The 14366-nt window shown below is 69.6% G+C and carries 15 protein-coding genes, 1 tRNA gene and 1 riboswitch; of the genes, 10 read left to right on the top strand and 6 right to left on the bottom strand.

The genetic code is table 11. From position 1 onward, the window contains the following. Positions 1 to 74 precede the first annotated feature (74 nt). Complete coding sequence (locus tag ACGFZS_RS35560) at positions 75 to 2144, top strand: putative Ig domain-containing protein (protein ID WP_393798546.1); 2070 nt, start codon at positions 75 to 77, stop codon at positions 2142 to 2144. A 122-nt stretch (positions 2145 to 2266) separates the two neighbouring features. Further along, positions 2267 to 2767, top strand: coding sequence for a hypothetical protein (locus ACGFZS_RS35555; protein WP_393798545.1), 501 nt, complete (start codon positions 2267 to 2269; stop codon positions 2765 to 2767). Positions 2768 to 2770: 3 nt separating this feature from the next. Here the strand turns inward: ACGFZS_RS35555 and ACGFZS_RS35550 are convergent, their stop codons facing one another. Next, a complete protein-coding gene (locus tag ACGFZS_RS35550; RefSeq protein WP_355711303.1) occupies positions 2771 to 3229 on the bottom strand; it encodes a type II toxin-antitoxin system PemK/MazF family toxin in 459 nt (152 codons plus the stop codon). A 237-nt stretch (positions 3230 to 3466) separates the two neighbouring features. Between ACGFZS_RS35550 and ACGFZS_RS35545 the strand changes: the two genes are divergently transcribed. Then, positions 3467 to 4219 carry an MBL fold metallo-hydrolase gene (locus tag ACGFZS_RS35545; RefSeq protein WP_393798544.1) on the top strand — a complete coding sequence of 251 codons (753 nt, stop codon included), beginning with the start codon at positions 3467 to 3469 and terminating at the stop codon, positions 4217 to 4219. A gap of 99 nt (positions 4220 to 4318) precedes the next feature. Here ACGFZS_RS35545 and ACGFZS_RS35540 read toward each other — a convergent pair whose 3' ends face one another. Together ACGFZS_RS35540 and ACGFZS_RS35535 are read right to left on the bottom strand one after the other, a co-directional pair. Then, positions 4319 to 5623: a PTS transporter subunit EIIC gene (locus tag ACGFZS_RS35540; RefSeq protein ID WP_393798543.1), complete on the bottom strand. Its 1305-nt coding sequence runs from the start codon at positions 5621 to 5623 to the stop codon at positions 4319 to 4321. A gap of 99 nt (positions 5624 to 5722) precedes the next feature. Next, positions 5723 to 7021: a PTS transporter subunit EIIC gene (locus ACGFZS_RS35535; RefSeq protein ID WP_365692960.1), complete on the bottom strand. Its 1299-nt coding sequence runs from the start codon at positions 7019 to 7021 to the stop codon at positions 5723 to 5725. Positions 7022 to 7223: 202 nt separating this feature from the next. Between ACGFZS_RS35535 and ACGFZS_RS35530 the strand changes: the two genes are divergently transcribed. From ACGFZS_RS35530 to rdgB, 4 genes are all read left to right on the top strand, one after another. Next, positions 7224 to 7457 carry a glucose PTS transporter subunit EIIB gene (locus ACGFZS_RS35530; RefSeq protein WP_046730543.1) on the top strand — a complete coding sequence of 78 codons (234 nt, stop codon included), beginning with the start codon at positions 7224 to 7226 and terminating at the stop codon, positions 7455 to 7457. Positions 7458 to 7536: 79 nt separating this feature from the next. Beyond that, complete coding sequence (rph, locus tag ACGFZS_RS35525; RefSeq protein ID WP_393798542.1) at positions 7537 to 8277, top strand: ribonuclease PH; 741 nt, start codon at positions 7537 to 7539, stop codon at positions 8275 to 8277. A 117-nt stretch (positions 8278 to 8394) separates the two neighbouring features. Then, positions 8395 to 8799: a hypothetical protein gene (locus ACGFZS_RS35520; RefSeq protein ID WP_393798541.1), complete on the top strand. Its 405-nt coding sequence runs from the start codon at positions 8395 to 8397 to the stop codon at positions 8797 to 8799. An 82-nt stretch (positions 8800 to 8881) separates the two neighbouring features. Continuing rightward, a complete protein-coding gene (gene rdgB / locus ACGFZS_RS35515) occupies positions 8882 to 9487 on the top strand; it encodes an RdgB/HAM1 family non-canonical purine NTP pyrophosphatase (RefSeq protein ID WP_393798540.1) in 606 nt (201 codons plus the stop codon). Positions 9488 to 9507: 20 nt separating this feature from the next. On the opposite strand, the gene ACGFZS_RS35510 is transcribed toward rdgB, so the two are convergent. Together ACGFZS_RS35510 and bcp are read right to left on the bottom strand one after the other, a co-directional pair. Then, positions 9508 to 9594 (bottom strand) — tRNA-Leu (locus tag ACGFZS_RS35510). A 39-nt stretch (positions 9595 to 9633) separates the two neighbouring features. Then, entirely contained in the window at positions 9634 to 10101 is a 468-nt protein-coding gene (bcp, locus tag ACGFZS_RS35505) for a thioredoxin-dependent thiol peroxidase (RefSeq protein WP_393798539.1), read from the bottom strand. A gap of 96 nt (positions 10102 to 10197) precedes the next feature. Between bcp and ACGFZS_RS35500 the strand changes: the two genes are divergently transcribed. The 3 genes from ACGFZS_RS35500 (at position 10198) to ACGFZS_RS35490 (ending at position 11389) form a co-directional block, all read left to right on the top strand. Next, complete coding sequence (locus tag ACGFZS_RS35500) at positions 10198 to 10530, top strand: DUF3618 domain-containing protein (RefSeq protein WP_355711312.1); 333 nt, start codon at positions 10198 to 10200, stop codon at positions 10528 to 10530. A gap of 73 nt (positions 10531 to 10603) precedes the next feature. Continuing rightward, complete coding sequence (locus ACGFZS_RS35495; RefSeq protein ID WP_076089203.1) at positions 10604 to 10906, top strand: co-chaperone GroES; 303 nt, start codon at positions 10604 to 10606, stop codon at positions 10904 to 10906. Positions 10907 to 10959: 53 nt separating this feature from the next. Beyond that, positions 10960 to 11033: riboswitch (guanidine-III (ykkC-III) riboswitch) on the top strand. 32 nt (positions 11034 to 11065) lie between these two features. After that, complete coding sequence (locus ACGFZS_RS35490) at positions 11066 to 11389, top strand: SMR family transporter (RefSeq protein WP_365692970.1); 324 nt, start codon at positions 11066 to 11068, stop codon at positions 11387 to 11389. Between the two features lie 15 nt (positions 11390 to 11404). Here ACGFZS_RS35490 and ACGFZS_RS35485 read toward each other — a convergent pair whose 3' ends face one another. Beyond that, positions 11405 to 13729 (bottom strand): transglycosylase domain-containing protein, encoded by a 2325-nt coding sequence (locus tag ACGFZS_RS35485; protein WP_393798654.1) that lies wholly within the window; start codon positions 13727 to 13729, stop codon positions 11405 to 11407. Between the last annotated feature and the right edge of the window lie 637 nt (positions 13730 to 14366).

Below are 14366 nucleotides of genomic sequence, written 5' to 3'. Positions count from 1 at the left end.
ATGACTGCGCACTCTGCCGCCGCTACGCGCGTCACGGGCCTGCCTTGTAACCCCACTGATGGAGGCAGTACCCCATGCGTGAATCACGACGGAGCCTGCGAAGACTCATTGCCTTCGCCTTCCCCGCCCTCGCCCTCACCGTCTCCGGATTCGTCGCGGCACCGACCGCGCAGGCGCAGACCGCCGCGGCCCCGACCGCCCACACCGCGCAGACCTCACGGGTCACCCAGAACTCCAAGGCGCTCACCGACCCGGCCCGGCAGGCCGTGCACAGCACCGGCAAGGCCGGCCAGAAGGTGCCGACCAAGCACCTGTGCGCCACCGTCTCCAAGCCCGGTGAGGTCAACTGCTTCGCGCAGCGCCGCACCGACATCAAGCAGCAGCTGTCCTCGGCGCTCGCGGCCGCCCCCTCCGGCCTGAGCCCGACCAACCTGCACAGCGCCTACAACCTGCCCTCAACGGGCGGCTCCGGTCTGACCGTTGCCGTGGTCGACGCCTACAACGACCCCAACGCGGCCTCCGACCTGGCCACTTACCGTTCCCAGTACGGCCTGTCGGCGTGCACGGTCGCCAACGGCTGCTTCAAGCAGGTCAGCCAGACCGGTTCGACGACCTCGCTGCCCTCGAACGACTCCGGCTGGGCCGGCGAGGAAGCGCTCGACATCGACATGGTCAGCGCGGTCTGCCCGAACTGCAACATCATCCTCGTCGAGGCCAGTTCGGCCACCGACTCCGACCTCGGCACCGCCGAGAACGAGGCCGTCGCGCTCGGCGCCAAGTTCGTCTCCAACAGCTGGGGCGGCTCCGAGTCCTCCTCGCAGACCAGCGAGGACACCTCGTACTTCAAGCACCCGGGTGTCGCGATCACCGTCTCCGCCGGTGACGAGGACTACGGCGCCGAGTACCCGGCGACCTCCCAGTACGTGACCGCCGTCGGCGGCACCGCGCTCTCCACCTCCTCCTCCACCCGCGGCTGGACCGAGTCCGTGTGGAAGACCAGCTCCTCCGAGGGCACCGGCTCCGGCTGCTCCTCCTACGACGCGAAGCCGAGCTGGCAGACCGACACCGGCTGCACCAAGCGCATGGAGTCCGACGTCTCCGCGGTCGCCGACCCGGCCACCGGCGTGGCGGTCTACGACACCTACGGCGGCTCCGGCTGGGCGGTCTACGGCGGTACGAGTGCCTCCTCGCCGATCATCGCCGGCGTCTACGCCCTCGCGGGCACCCCGGGCACCAGCGACTACCCGGCGAAGTACCCGTACTCGCACACCAGCAACCTGTACGACGTCACCAGCGGCAACAACGGCTCCTGCTCGACCGCCTACTTCTGCACCGCCGAGACCGGCTACGACGGCCCGACCGGCTGGGGCACCCCGAACGGCACCACCGCCTTCACCTCCGGCACCACCACCGGCAACACGGTGACCGTCACCAACCCGGGCAGCCAGTCCACCACCACCGGCTCCTCGGTCAGCCTCCAGATCTCGGCGACCGACAGCGCGAGCGCCACCCTCACCTACAGCGCGAGCGGCCTGCCCACCGGCCTGTCCATCTCCAGCTCGACCGGTCTGATCTCCGGCACGGCGTCCACCGCGGGCACCTACAGCGTCACCGTCACCGCGACCGACTCCACCGGCGCCTCCGGCTCGGCCTCCTTCACCTGGACCGTCGGCTCCTCCAGCGGCACCTGCACCTCGTCCCAGCTGCTGGGCAACGCGGGCTTCGAGTCCGGCAACACCACCTGGACCGCGTCCAGCGGTGTCATCACCAACTCCAGCAGTGAGTCCGCCCACGCCGGTTCCTACTACGCCTGGCTCGACGGCTACGGATCGACCCACACCGACACGCTGTCCCAGTCGGTGACGATCCCGAGCGGCTGCACCAACACCACGTTCACCTTCTACCTGCACATCGACACCGCCGAGACCACCACCAGCACCCAGTACGACAAGCTGACGGTGACCGCCGGTTCGACCACCCTGGCCACGTACTCCAACCTCAACGCGGCCTCCGGCTACGTGCAGAAGTCCTTCAGCCTCGGGTCCTACGCGGGCTCCACCGTCACCCTGAAGTTCAGCGGTGTCGAGGACTCCTCGCTGCAGACCAGCTTCGTCGTCGACGACACCGCCGTCACGACCGGCTGAGCCGTCCCGTGAAGTGACCGGATCCCGCCCCCGGAAGCCGTCCGGGTGCGGGATCCGTACGACCCGGGGATACGTCACATCGGCACCAAGGGTCCGTTCCCCGACGGAAAGGCGGACACCCCATGCGCCGTACGACGTTCCACCACGCGTCGCTCGCCGCGGCCACGCTCCTGCTGCTGGCGGGCTGCGGCTCGCAGAGCGGGGGCGGCGACAAGGGCAGCGGCGCGGTGTCCCCCTCGCCGACCGCGTCCTCGCCCAGCGCGTCCTCGCCGGACACGGCCTCGCCCAGCGCCTCCACCGGCTGTGACAGCGGCACCGGTCAGCTCACCGCCGCCGACAACGGCCGTACCGTCTGCCTCGCGGTCGGCGGACAGCTCCGGCTCGGCCTCGACGGCAGCGAGCAGCGCCCCTGGAAGGCCGTCACCGCCACCGGCTCCGCGCTGAAGGCGACGAACTCCGGGATCGTGCTCCAGCCGGGCGACGCCTCCGCCGCCTACGACGCGGTCGCCGCGGGCACCGCCACCCTCAGCTCCTCCCGCCCGCTGTGCGCCCAGCCCACCGCGCCCGGCCAGGTCTCCTGCAAGGCGATCGAGGAGTGGCACGTCACCGTACGGGTGAGCTGACCGTCAGCCGGCCAGGTGCCGCACCTGGTCCCACAGCACCGGGTCGACCACGCCCACCCGGCGCCGGAAGTCCCACACCGCGAGCTCGCGCAGCTCGTCCGTCTCCAGGAAGCTCGGCCGGCCCTGGGCGTCCCCGACCGAGCCCGGCGGCAGCGGGATCACCCCGGCCCGCTCGTCGTGGTACTTGCTGGTGATCTTGGCGACGGTGGCCCGGTTCCCGCGCACCGCCAGCACCAGACAGGGCCGGTCCTTGGCGCCGGGACCGTCCTCGTAGGGCACGTTGGCCCACCAGATGTCCCCCGGATGGGGCCGTCCGACCTGCTCACGCGTGGCGCGCGGATGCCCCGGCGGACGCGTCCGGTGCCCGCGCGGACGGTGTCCCCTGCCCCACCCGTCCACGAGCGTGGCGACCAGCGCCAGCAGGACGACTGCCGCGAGCGCGAGCCACCATGACGTGTCCATACGACGACGTTACCGGCGCGAGATAATCGCCGCGCGCCCTTGCGCAATCCTTCTGCGCCCCCGGTCCAGCCGAACCGGTGACACCACAGGTGAGTTCGCCCACAACGGCCCCTGGCGGAGGAGCGACCGGCCCTTTTGCGCCTTACGCTCGACAAACCGCACGACCCCCGTCATGCCCTTTTTCCCGACTCCAGTTCCCAGCGCATCTGGGTTTCCGCCAACGGAGGTTTCTGCTTCATGAAGCTCACCGTCGTCGGCTGCTCGGGGTCGTTCCCGTCCGCGGAATCGGCCTGCTCGAGCTACCTCGTAGAGGCCGACGGCTTCCGGCTGCTCCTCGACATGGGCAACGGCGCCCTGGGCGAGCTGCAGCGCCACTGCGGTCTCTACGACCTCGACGCGATCTTCCTGAGCCATCTGCACGCCGACCACTGCATCGACATGTGCGCCTACTTCGTGGCGCGCTACTACCGCCACGACGGCGGCCCGTGCCCCCCGATCCCGGTCTACGGCCCCGAGGGCACCGAACACCGCCTCACCACGGCCTACGCCGACACCCCCACCGCCTCCTCGATGAGCGAGGTCTTCGACTTCCACACGGTCAAGCCGTCCACGTTCGACCTCGGGCCCTTCACGGTCCACACCGAGCGGGTCCGCCATCCCGTGGAGGCGTACGGCATCCGGATCGAACACGCCGGGAAGTCCCTGACGTACTCGGGCGACACCGGGGTCACGGACGCGCTCGAGGACCTGGCCCGGGACACCGACCTGTTCCTGTGCGAGGCCGCCTTCACGCACGGCAAGGAGAACATCCCGGACCTCCACCTCAACGGTCGCGAGGCCGGTGAGACGGCCGCCCGCGCCAGCGCCGGCCGGCTCCTCCTCACCCACATCCCGCCGTGGACCGACCCCGCCGTCAACCTCGCCGACGCCCGCGAGGTCTTCGACGGCCCGGTCGATCTCGCGGCGCCGAGGGTGACGTACGAGATCTGACCGCCGTACTTCCAGGGTTCAGGCCTGTAAGTACGCCAAAGGCCCCCCGCAGCCGCCGGGCTGCGGGGGGCCTTCGTCATGCGCGTCACGGGAGGAGCCTCACGCCTTCGTGAGGTCCTCGACCTCCTCCTCGGGCTCACGGCCCGGGGTGGGGAGGTTGAAGCGGACGATGGCGAAGCGGAAGACGAAGTAGTAGATCGCGCCGAAGGCGAGGCCGACGGGGATCAGCAACCAGGGCTTCGTGGAGATACCCCAGTTGATGAACACGTCGGTCAGACCGGCCGAGAAGCTGAAGCCCATGTGCATGCCCAGGGCCCAGGTCACGGCCATCGACAGGGCGGTGAGCACCGCGTGGATCGCGTACAGCAGCGGGGCGATGAACATGAACGAGAACTCGATGGGCTCGGTCACACCCGTGACGAACGAGGTCAGCGCCAGCGACATCATCATGCCCATCACGGCTTGACGGCGCTCGGGCCGGGCAGTGTGCGCGATGGCGAGGGCGGCGGCGGGCAGGCCGAACATCATGATCGGGAAGAAGCCGGTCATGAACATACCGGCGCTCGGGTCGCCGGCGAAGAAGCGCGGCAGGTCGCCGTGGAAGACGGTGCCGGCGGAGTTGGTGTAGTCGCCGATCTGGAACCAGGCCACGGAGTTGACGAACTGGTGCATGCCGATGGGGATCAGCGCGCGGTTGATGAGACCGAAGAGCGCCGCGCCGAAGGCACCGAGCCCGGTCATCCATTCGCCGAAGCTGGTGATGACGTCACCGATGGGCTGCCAGCCGAGGACGACCAGGACACCGAGGACCGCACCGACGACGGCCGTGATGATGGGCACCAGCCGGCGGCCGTTGAAGAAGCCGAGCCAGTCCACGAGCTTCTTGCGGTGGTAGCGCTGCCACAGTACGGCGGTCAGCAGGCCGATGATGATGCCGCCGAGTACGCCCGGGTTCTGGAAGGTCGCGGCCGTCGCGGCCTCGTGTCCCTTCTGCCAGAAGCCGCCGAAGGGGGCGACCGACGTGTAGGTGGCCCCGTCGTGTCCGTCCTTGATCGGGAACTGGTGGATCACCGCGTAGTAGGTGAGGAAGCTGACCAGGGCCGCGAGCGCCGTCGAGCCGTCGGCCTTCTTCGCGAAGCCAATGGCCACCCCTATGCAGAACAGCAGGGGCAGCCCGAACGAGCCGTCGAAGAGGATGCCGCCGGCGCCGGCGAAGACCTTTGCGACGTCGGTCGGAAGATGGAGCTTCGCCTGGACGTCAGGCTGGCCGAGGCGCATCAGGAGCCCAGCGGCCGGAAGTACGGCGATCGGGAGCTGGAGGCTGCGGCCGATCTTCTGCAGGCCCTGGAACAGACCGGATCCCCACTTCTTTGTGGGAGCCGCCGTTGTGGTGGCGGTTGTCATACTTCCTCCATCGGTGGTGGTCTACACCACTCAGTGGTGTAGACCTGTTGTACACGATGGGGGCGTTATAAGGAACCCGTCAATTCCGCAACCGGAGAACTACGCTTTGGTGACGTCCTCCACCTCGTCCTCCGGCTCCCTGCCCGGGGTCTTCAGATCGAACCTCGTGATGGCGAAGCGGAAGATCACGTAGTAGACGGCCGCGAAGCACAGGCCGATCGGGACGATGGCCCAAGGCCGCGTCGCCAGGTTCCAGTTGATGACGTAGTCGATGAGCCCGGCCGAGAAACTGAACCCGTCGTGCACGCCCAGCCCCCAGGTCACCGCCATCGACACGCCCGTGAGCAGCGCGTGCACCGCGTAGAGGAGGGGCGCGATGAAGAGGAAGGAGTACTCGAGCGGCTCGGTGATGCCCGTCACGAACGAGGTCAGCGCCACCGACAGCATCAGACCGCCGATCTCCTTGCGCCGGTGCGGCTTGGCGCAGTGCGTGATGGCCAGCGCCGCGGCCGGCAGCGCGAACATCATGATCGGGAAGAAGCCCGAGGTGAACTGGCCGGCGTCCGGGTCGCCCGCCAGGAACATGTTGATGTCGCCGTGCACGGTCTGGCCCTCGGGCGTGGTGTAGCTGCCGAACTGGAACCAGATGGGCACGTTCAGGAACTGGTGCAGCCCGATGACCAGCAGCGCCCGGTTCGCGACCCCGAACACCCCGGCACCCCATGCGCCCGCATCCCGCAGCCAGTGGCTGAAACTCTCCAGTCCGTTCCCGACCGGCGGCCACACCCACAGGCACAGCACCGCGAAGACGATCGCGACGAACGACATGATGATCGGGACGAGCCGGCGGCCGTTGAAGAAGCCGAGCCAGTCGACCAGCCGGGTGCGGTGGAACCGCGCCCAGAAGTAGGCCGTCAGCAGCCCCAGCGCGATCCCGCCGAAGACCCCGGGGTTCTGGAACGTGAACGTCGACACCGACCCGTCGCGCACCTGGCAGCCGATCCCCGGCAGGGTCTTCGACCCGCCCGGACAGTCCTGCGGGAACTGGTGCAGCACCCCGTAGTAGACGAGGAACCCCGCCACCGCCGCCAGCGCCGTCGAACCGTCCGCCTTCTTCGCCATCCCGATCGCGACCCCGACGCAGAACAGCAGCGGCAGCCCGATCGAACCGTCGAGCAGGGCACCGCCCGCGCCCTTCATCACCTGGGAGACATCCGTCCAGCCGAGCCCCTGGTCGCCGAAGACGTCGGGCTGGCCCAGCCGGTTGAGGATCCCCGCCGCCGGCAGCACCGCGATCGGCAGCTGCAGGCTCCGGCCCATCTTCTGCAGCCCCTGGAACAGGGTGTGCCACCGCTCCCGCCCGGGACTGACCGTGCTGTCGGCGCTCTCGGCACTCATGGGCGCGTCCTCCGGGCCGCTCGGCTCCACCACGGGGTCGGCCGCGGGGGTTTGTCGACCGCCCGCCAGCTGGTGTAGACCAGTCGGCAGACGGTTCCGCCGCGGTGCTCGCCATCATTCGGCACACGCGGCACGACCGCTCGCAAAGTTGGGCCAACTGTGGGTTACTGCGACAAAGCGGTTCGGATCAGGGAGAAGGAACATGGCCAGCAAGGCTGAGAAGATCGTCGCCGGCCTCGGCGGAATCGACAACATCGACGAGATCGAGGGCTGCATCACCCGGCTGCGCACCGAGGTGCACGACGCCTCGCTGGTCGACGACGCCGCCCTGAAGGCCGCCGGCGCCCACGGCGTCGTCAAGATGGGCACCGCCATCCAGGTCGTCATCGGCACCGACGCCGACCCGATCGCCGCGGAGATCGAAGACATGATGTGAGCCCTCGGGCACACCCGCGAAAGGGGCTCCTCCCGCCTCGGGAGGAGCCCCTTCCGTCGCTCCCGATAGGCTCATGGCCATGTCTCGAATCGACGGCCGCACCCCTGAACAACTCCGCCCGGTCACCATCGAACGCGGCTGGAGCAAGCACGCCGAGGGCTCCGTCCTCGTCTCCTTCGGCGACACCAAGGTCTTCTGCACCGCCTCCGTCACCGAAGGCGTCCCCCGCTGGCGCAAGGGCAGCGGCGAGGGCTGGGTCACCGCCGAGTACTCCATGCTTCCCCGCGCCACCAACACCCGCGGCGACCGCGAGTCCGTCAAGGGCAGGATCGGCGGCCGCACCCACGAGATCTCCCGCCTGATCGGCCGCTCGCTGCGCGCCGTCATCGACTACAAGGCCCTCGGCGAGAACACCATCGTCCTCGACTGCGACGTCCTCCAGGCCGACGGCGGCACCCGCACCGCCGCCATCACCGGCGCGTACGTCGCGCTCGCCGACGCCGTCACCTGGGCGAAGGAACGCAAGCTCATCCGGGCCGGCCGCCAGCCCCTGACCGGCACCGTCTCCGCCGTCTCCGTCGGCATCGTGGGCGGCGTCCCGCTGCTCGACCTCTGCTACGAGGAGGACGTCAAGGCGGACACCGACATGAACGTCGTCTGCACCGGCGACGGCCGCTTCGTCGAGGTCCAGGGCACCGCCGAGGCCGAGCCCTTCGCCCGCGCCGAACTCAACGCCCTGCTCGACCTCGCGGTGAACGGCTGCACCGACCTCGCCGCCATCCAGCGCGCGGCCCTGGAGACCGCCACCGCGGAAAAGTAAAGGGAACCAAAAAAGCCGAGGCAACCCGGGCGGCCGGCCCCGCGTCCGTATGGGTACGGGCGCACGGCGTGTACAACCGTGCGCCCGGCCAGTCCGACAACGGGGAGGAACACCATCATGGCCGCCAGCCGACGCCGAGGCCGTCGTCACACCGCCATCGCCGCCGTGGCCGCGACCACCGCACTCACCGCGGTCCTGCTCGGCGGCTGCGACGCCGTGAACAAGGCACTGGACTGCGTCCAGACCGCCGACACCATCGCCGACAGCGTCACCCGCCTCCAGCAGGCCGTGGAGAACGCGTCGAACGACCCGACGCAGATCGACGACGCCATCACGTCCATCGGGAACGACCTCGACAGGATCGACAACAGGACGGACAACGCCGACCTGGACAAGGCGACCCAGGACATGCGCGAGGCGCTGACCAACGTGCGGACCGCCGTCCGGAACGGCGACGACACCCCCGACATCAGCGGGGTCACGGACGCGGCCGGGGAACTGACGAAGGTCTGCAAGCCGTAGCTCCGGTGCCGGCCCCCGCACCGGCGGGACCCGGGGCGGGGGCCCGGCGCGGGGCCCCGGCACGGCCGGGATACTGGTCCCCATGACCCGCCTGATCCTCGCCACCCGCAACGCCGGGAAGATCACCGAACTGCACGCGATCCTCGCCGGGGCCGGGCTGCCCCATGAACTGGTCGGCGCGGACGCCTATCCCGATGTCCCCGACGTCAAGGAAACGGGCGTCACCTTCGCCGAGAACGCGCTCCTCAAGGCCCACGCCCTCGCACAGGCCACCGGCCTCCCGGCGGTCGCCGACGACTCGGGCCTCTGCGTGGACGTCCTGGGCGGCGCCCCCGGCATCTTCTCCGCCCGCTGGGCCGGCCGCCACGGCGACGACCGGGCCAACCTGGACCTGCTCCTCGCCCAGCTCTCCGACATCGCCGACGGACACCGCGCCGCCCACTTCGCCTGCGCGGCGGCCCTGGCGCTGCCCGACGGCACCGAGCGCGTGGTGGAGGGCCAACTGCGGGGCGTCCTGCGGCACACCCCGTCCGGCACGAACGGCTTCGGCTACGACCCGATCCTCCAGCCGGAGGGGGAGAGCCGGACCTGCGCCGAGCTGACCCCGGCCGAGAAGAACGCGATCAGCCACCGGGGCAAGGCGTTCCGGGCGCTGGTGCCGGTGGTGCGCGAGCTGCTGGGCGCCTAGAGGGCCGGGCGCCCGGAGAGTGGTGCGGCCGGAGGGACTCGAACCCTCACGGGAGTTACCCCACTGGGACCTAAACCCAGCGTGACTGCCAATTCCACCACGGCCGCGCGGTGCTGCCCGGCCATGCTAGCGGCCGGGCAGTCGGGTCAGATGCCCAGATCCTTGATGATCTTGGCCACGTGGCCGGTGGCGCGGACGTTGTAGAGGGCGCGCTCCACCTTGCCGTCCTCGTCCACGACGACCGTGGAGCGGATCACGCCCAGGTAGGTCTTGCCGTAGTTCATCTTCTCGCCGAACGCGCCGTACGCGTCCAGGACCTTCTTGTCGGGGTCCGCGAGCAGGGTGACCCTGAGGTGCTCCTTCTCGCGGAACTTGCCCAGTTTCTCGGGGGCGTCGGGGGAGATGCCGATGACGTCGTAGCCCGCACCCGCCAGCAGGTCGAGGTTGTCCGTGAAGTCGCACGCCTGCTTCGTGCAGCCCGGCGTGAGGGCGGCCGGGTAGAAGTAGACGATGACCTTCCGGCCCTTGTGGGCGGAGAGGGACACCTCGTTGCCGTCGGCGTCGGAGAGGGTGAAGTCGGGGGCCACGTCCCCGGGCTGGAGTCGCTCGCTCATCGGTCTAGCGTAACGGGGGGTCCTGGCATGGCGGCGGTGGCAAGAACTGACAGACTGTCCAGAACAGGCAGTACGGCAGACTTCGGAGGGCCTACGGTGGCGGAGACGTCGGACACCAGAACCCCGGCGCAGATCGAGGCGGACATCAAGCGCCGCCGCGACGTGCTGGCCGAGACGCTGGACGAGATCGGGGTGCGGGTGCACCCGAAGACCATCGTCGGCGATGCGAAGGCCAAGGTCGCGGCCAACGTCGATCACACGCTCGGGAGAGCCTATGTCCAGGTCAACCGGGTCGTGAGTGACGTGAGGGCGCAGTTCGTGGACGAGGAGGGCGCGCCGCGGCTGGAGCGTGTGGTGCCGGTCGCCCTCGTCGCCGTGGGCGTGGTCGGGCTGCTGGTCTTCAGCGGCACCCGGCGGCGTAAGAGCTGACCAGAGGCAGGGTAGGTTCACAGGCGTGAGCGCCAACAGAAACGACACCCAACACGACAAGCTGCCCATCCGCATGTTGCACGACCGGGTCCTGGTCAAGCAGGACACCGGTGAGGGCGAGCGGCGTTCCGGCGGCGGGATCCTGATCCCGGCCACGGCGGCGGTCGGCCGGCGGCTGGCCTGGGCCGAGGTGGTCGCGGTCGGGCAGAACGTGCGGACGGTGGAGCCCGGCGACCGGGTGCTGTACGACCCGGAGGACCGTGCCGAGGTCGAGGTGCGGGGGGTGGCGTATGTGCTGATGCGGGAGCGCGATCTGCACGCGGTGGCCGCCGACCGGTTCGAGGGCTCGGAGGACTCGACCGGCCTGTATCTCTGATTCAGAGGCTGAGAAGGGCCTGGTGACTGCGGTCACCAGGCCTTTTTGTGTTTTCTTTGCTACCTTCGAAGGAGCCAGCCCGACGAGACGCGCCGTACCGGGACCGTGAAGGCAAAGACGACGCACCCCCGTTCCGTGAGTCTCTCGGAGGTGCTCGTCATGGTTGCCTGGGTTCTGCTGGTCGTCGCCGGTCTGCTGGAGGTCGGCTGGTCGGTGGGGATGAAGTACACCGACGGTTTCACCCGGCTCGTCCCCAGCCTGCTCACCGGCGGCGGGATCGTCGCCAGCATGCTGCTGCTGTCCTACGCCGCGAAGACCCTCCCCATCGGTACCGCCTACGGCGTGTGGGTGGGGATCGGGGCGGCCGGGGCGGCGGTGTACGGAATGGCGGTGCTCGGGGAGCCGGCCACCGCCGCCCGGATCTTCTTCGTCTGCCTGCTGCTGGTCGCCGTGGTGGGCCTCAAGGCGACCAGCGGCCACTGACCGGAGCCACCGGCGCTACTGGAATCCGAATCCTCCGTTGTCCCCTGCTGTCGTCCCGGTCGTGGTCCCGGCGTCGGAGGTCCCGCTCGTCGTACCCGTACTGGTGCCGTCGGTGGTGGTGCCGGTGGACGTGCCCGAATCGGTGCCCGAACTGGTCGTCCCGCTCGTGGTGCCCGAACTCGTCGTACCGGAGTCGGTGCCGGAGGTCGTCGTACCGGACGTGGTGGAACCGTCGGTGGTGGAGCCGTCCGTCGTGGAGCCGTCGGTGGTGCCCCCGTTGTCCTGGCCGCCGTCGGTGGTGCCGCCGTTGTCCTGGTTCCCGCCGGTGGTGCCGCCGTTGTCCTGGCCGCCGGTGCCCGGGGTGACCGGGGCCTGGGTGGCCGGGGCCTCGGTCTCGGCACCCGCCTGGAGGTCCAGGTCGAAGGTCGAGGCCGAGGTGCCCTCCAGGGCGTCCTTGGTGTACTGCGACCAGATCTCGGTCGGGGCCCCGCCGCCGTTGATACGGGCGAGACCGAGCGCGCCGTACAGCGGCATGTGCTTCGCCGTGACCGGGTCCTGGCCCATCACGGAGACCACGGTGGCCAGGTCGGGGGTGTAGCCCGCGAACCAGGCGGCGGTGTCCTCCTCGGCGGTGCCGGTCTTGCCGGCCGCCGGCCGGCCCGCGGCCTGCGCGGCGGTGGCGGTGCCGTTCTCCACCACGCTCTGCAGGATCGAGGTGGTGGTGTCCGCGGCCTGCCGGCTCACCGCCTGCTTGACAGTGGACTCCGGGAGCTTGATCTCCTGCGTGCCGTCCTTGGTGACCTTGTCGACCAGCGTGTACGTGCCGTGCTTGCCGTGGTTGGCGAGCGTGGCGTACGCCTCCGCCATGTCCAGGACGCTGGCGGTCGCGGTACCGAGGGCGATCGACGGGTACGGCTGCAGGTCCGGGGTGTCGGAGGGCAGGCCCAGGTCGACCGCGGTCTGCTTGACCTTGGACGGGCCGACGTCGACCGCCATCTGCGCGTACACCGAGTTCACCGACAGGTCGGTGGCCTTGCGGACGGTGATCTGGCCGTACGACTTCTCGTCCTCGTTCTCCGGCGCGTAGCCGCCGCCGGACCAGCCCTGCACGGCCCGCTTGTTGGTGCCGTCGTAGTAGGTGTTCGGGGTGATGGTCCGGCCGGACTGGGTGGTGGAGTCGTTGTCGACGGCGGAGGCGAAGACGAACGGCTTGAAAGTGGAGCCGACCTGGAAGTCACCGCGGGTCGCGCCGTTGGTGTACTGCTTCACGTAGTCGATGCCGCCGTACATGGCGACGACCTTGCCGGTCTTCGGGTCGACCGAGGCGCCACCGGCGCGCACGTAGTTGTCGGCCTTGTTGTTCTTCTTGTCCAGCTTGGACATCAGCTTGTCGTCGACCGCCTTCACGAAGGCGTCCTGCTTGCTCTTCTCGATGGTGGTGGTGATGCGGTAGCCGCCGGCCTCCAGCGAGTCGGCGTCGACGATCTTGTTCTTGATCAGGTAGCTCTTGACGGCCTCGACGAGGTAGCCGCGCTGCCCCGACATCCCGGTGGAGACGGTCTGCTCCTTGGGCATCGGGAACGTCATGCCCTGCCGCTTGGAGACGTCGAGCCAGCCCTTCTTGACCATGCCGTCCAGGACGTAGTTCCAGCGGGCGACGGCCGCCGCCTTGTTCTCCGGGTGCGCGACGACGTCGTACTCGCTCGGCGCGTTGACCAGCGCGGCGAGGTAGGCGGCGCGGGCCGGGTCCAGGTCGGCGGCGTCCTTGCCGTAGTAGGCCTGGGCGGCGGCCTGGATGCCGTAGGCGTTGCGGCCGAAGTAGCTGGTGTTGAGGTAGCCCTCCAGGATCTGGTCCTTGGACTCCGTGCGGTCCAGCTTGATCGCGATGAAGAACTCCTTCACCTTGCGGGTGACGGTCTGCTCCTGCGCCAGGTAGTAGTTCTTCACGTACTGCTGGGTGATCGTCGAGCCGGACTGGGTGCCCTTGCCGGTCGCGGTGTTCCAGCCGGCCCGCAGCATCGCCTTGGGGTCGACGGCGGACTCGGTGTAGAACTCGCGGTCCTCGGCGGCCAGCACGGCGTGCTGGGCGTCCTTGGAGACCTGGGCGAGGGTCACGTTCTCCCGGTTGACCTCGCCGTCGCGGGCGAGCTGGGAGCCGTCGGCGTACAGGTACACGTTGGACTGCTTGGTGGCGAACGCGTTGGCCGCCGGGATCTTGACCATCGAGTAGCCGAGGAAGAACAGGCCGATCAGCAGCAGTGTCCCGATGAAGAAGGTGCCGAGCACCATCCGCCAGGTCGGGATGATCCGCCGCCATCCGGTCCGCTTGGGCCGCTTCATCTTCTTCTCGCCCCCCTTGGTCTCCACGCCGGCCGCGGGCGGCTCCACCGGGGAGGGCTCCGCCGCGGACGCCGTGACCGCGGCGGCGGGCGCCGGTGTCTTCGGCGCCCTGACAGCCGCGAGTTGCCGTGTCTGCGTGTCCTGCCTGTCCTGCGCGTCCCGTCTGTCCTCCGGGTCCCGCCCCTCGTCCGCCGACCGGGCCTTCGGCACCGTGATCGCCGTGAGCTGCCGGGTCTGGGCGTCCTCGGCCGCCGCCCGGGGCGGTGCGATCGTCTTCCCACCCGCCGCGGAGGGCTTCGGCTCCTGCGGTTCCTTCGCCTCCTCCGGCTCCTTCGCCTCGGCCACCGGCTGCGGTGGGGTCTGCTTCTCCTCGGCCACGGCCGCGGCCGGCGGCTCCGTCGGGCCTCCGCCGCCCTGGTTCGGCTGTTGCGGCTGCGGCTCGTCGCTCATGTCGTGCACGGACTCCTGTTTCGCGTCGTACGTTCGTTCCCGTACGACCTCGTACGCTTCTGCGCCCCCTGTTGAAGACTCTCGCACCACGCGTTCCGTTCCCGGATTCCGGCACGCTTCGGTCACGGAAATTGCGTGGCCTGCGATGTCGCCGGCGCAGTAGGCTCCTGCGCTTCGGTGTCGGGCG

This window comes from Streptomyces sp. NPDC048288 (assembly GCF_043201555.1).
In the GTDB taxonomy this organism is placed as follows: Bacteria; Actinomycetota; Actinomycetes; order Streptomycetales; family Streptomycetaceae; genus Streptomyces.
The sequence above is the reverse complement of the archived record's forward strand: the minus strand, read 5'-3'. Positions and strand labels throughout refer to the sequence as shown.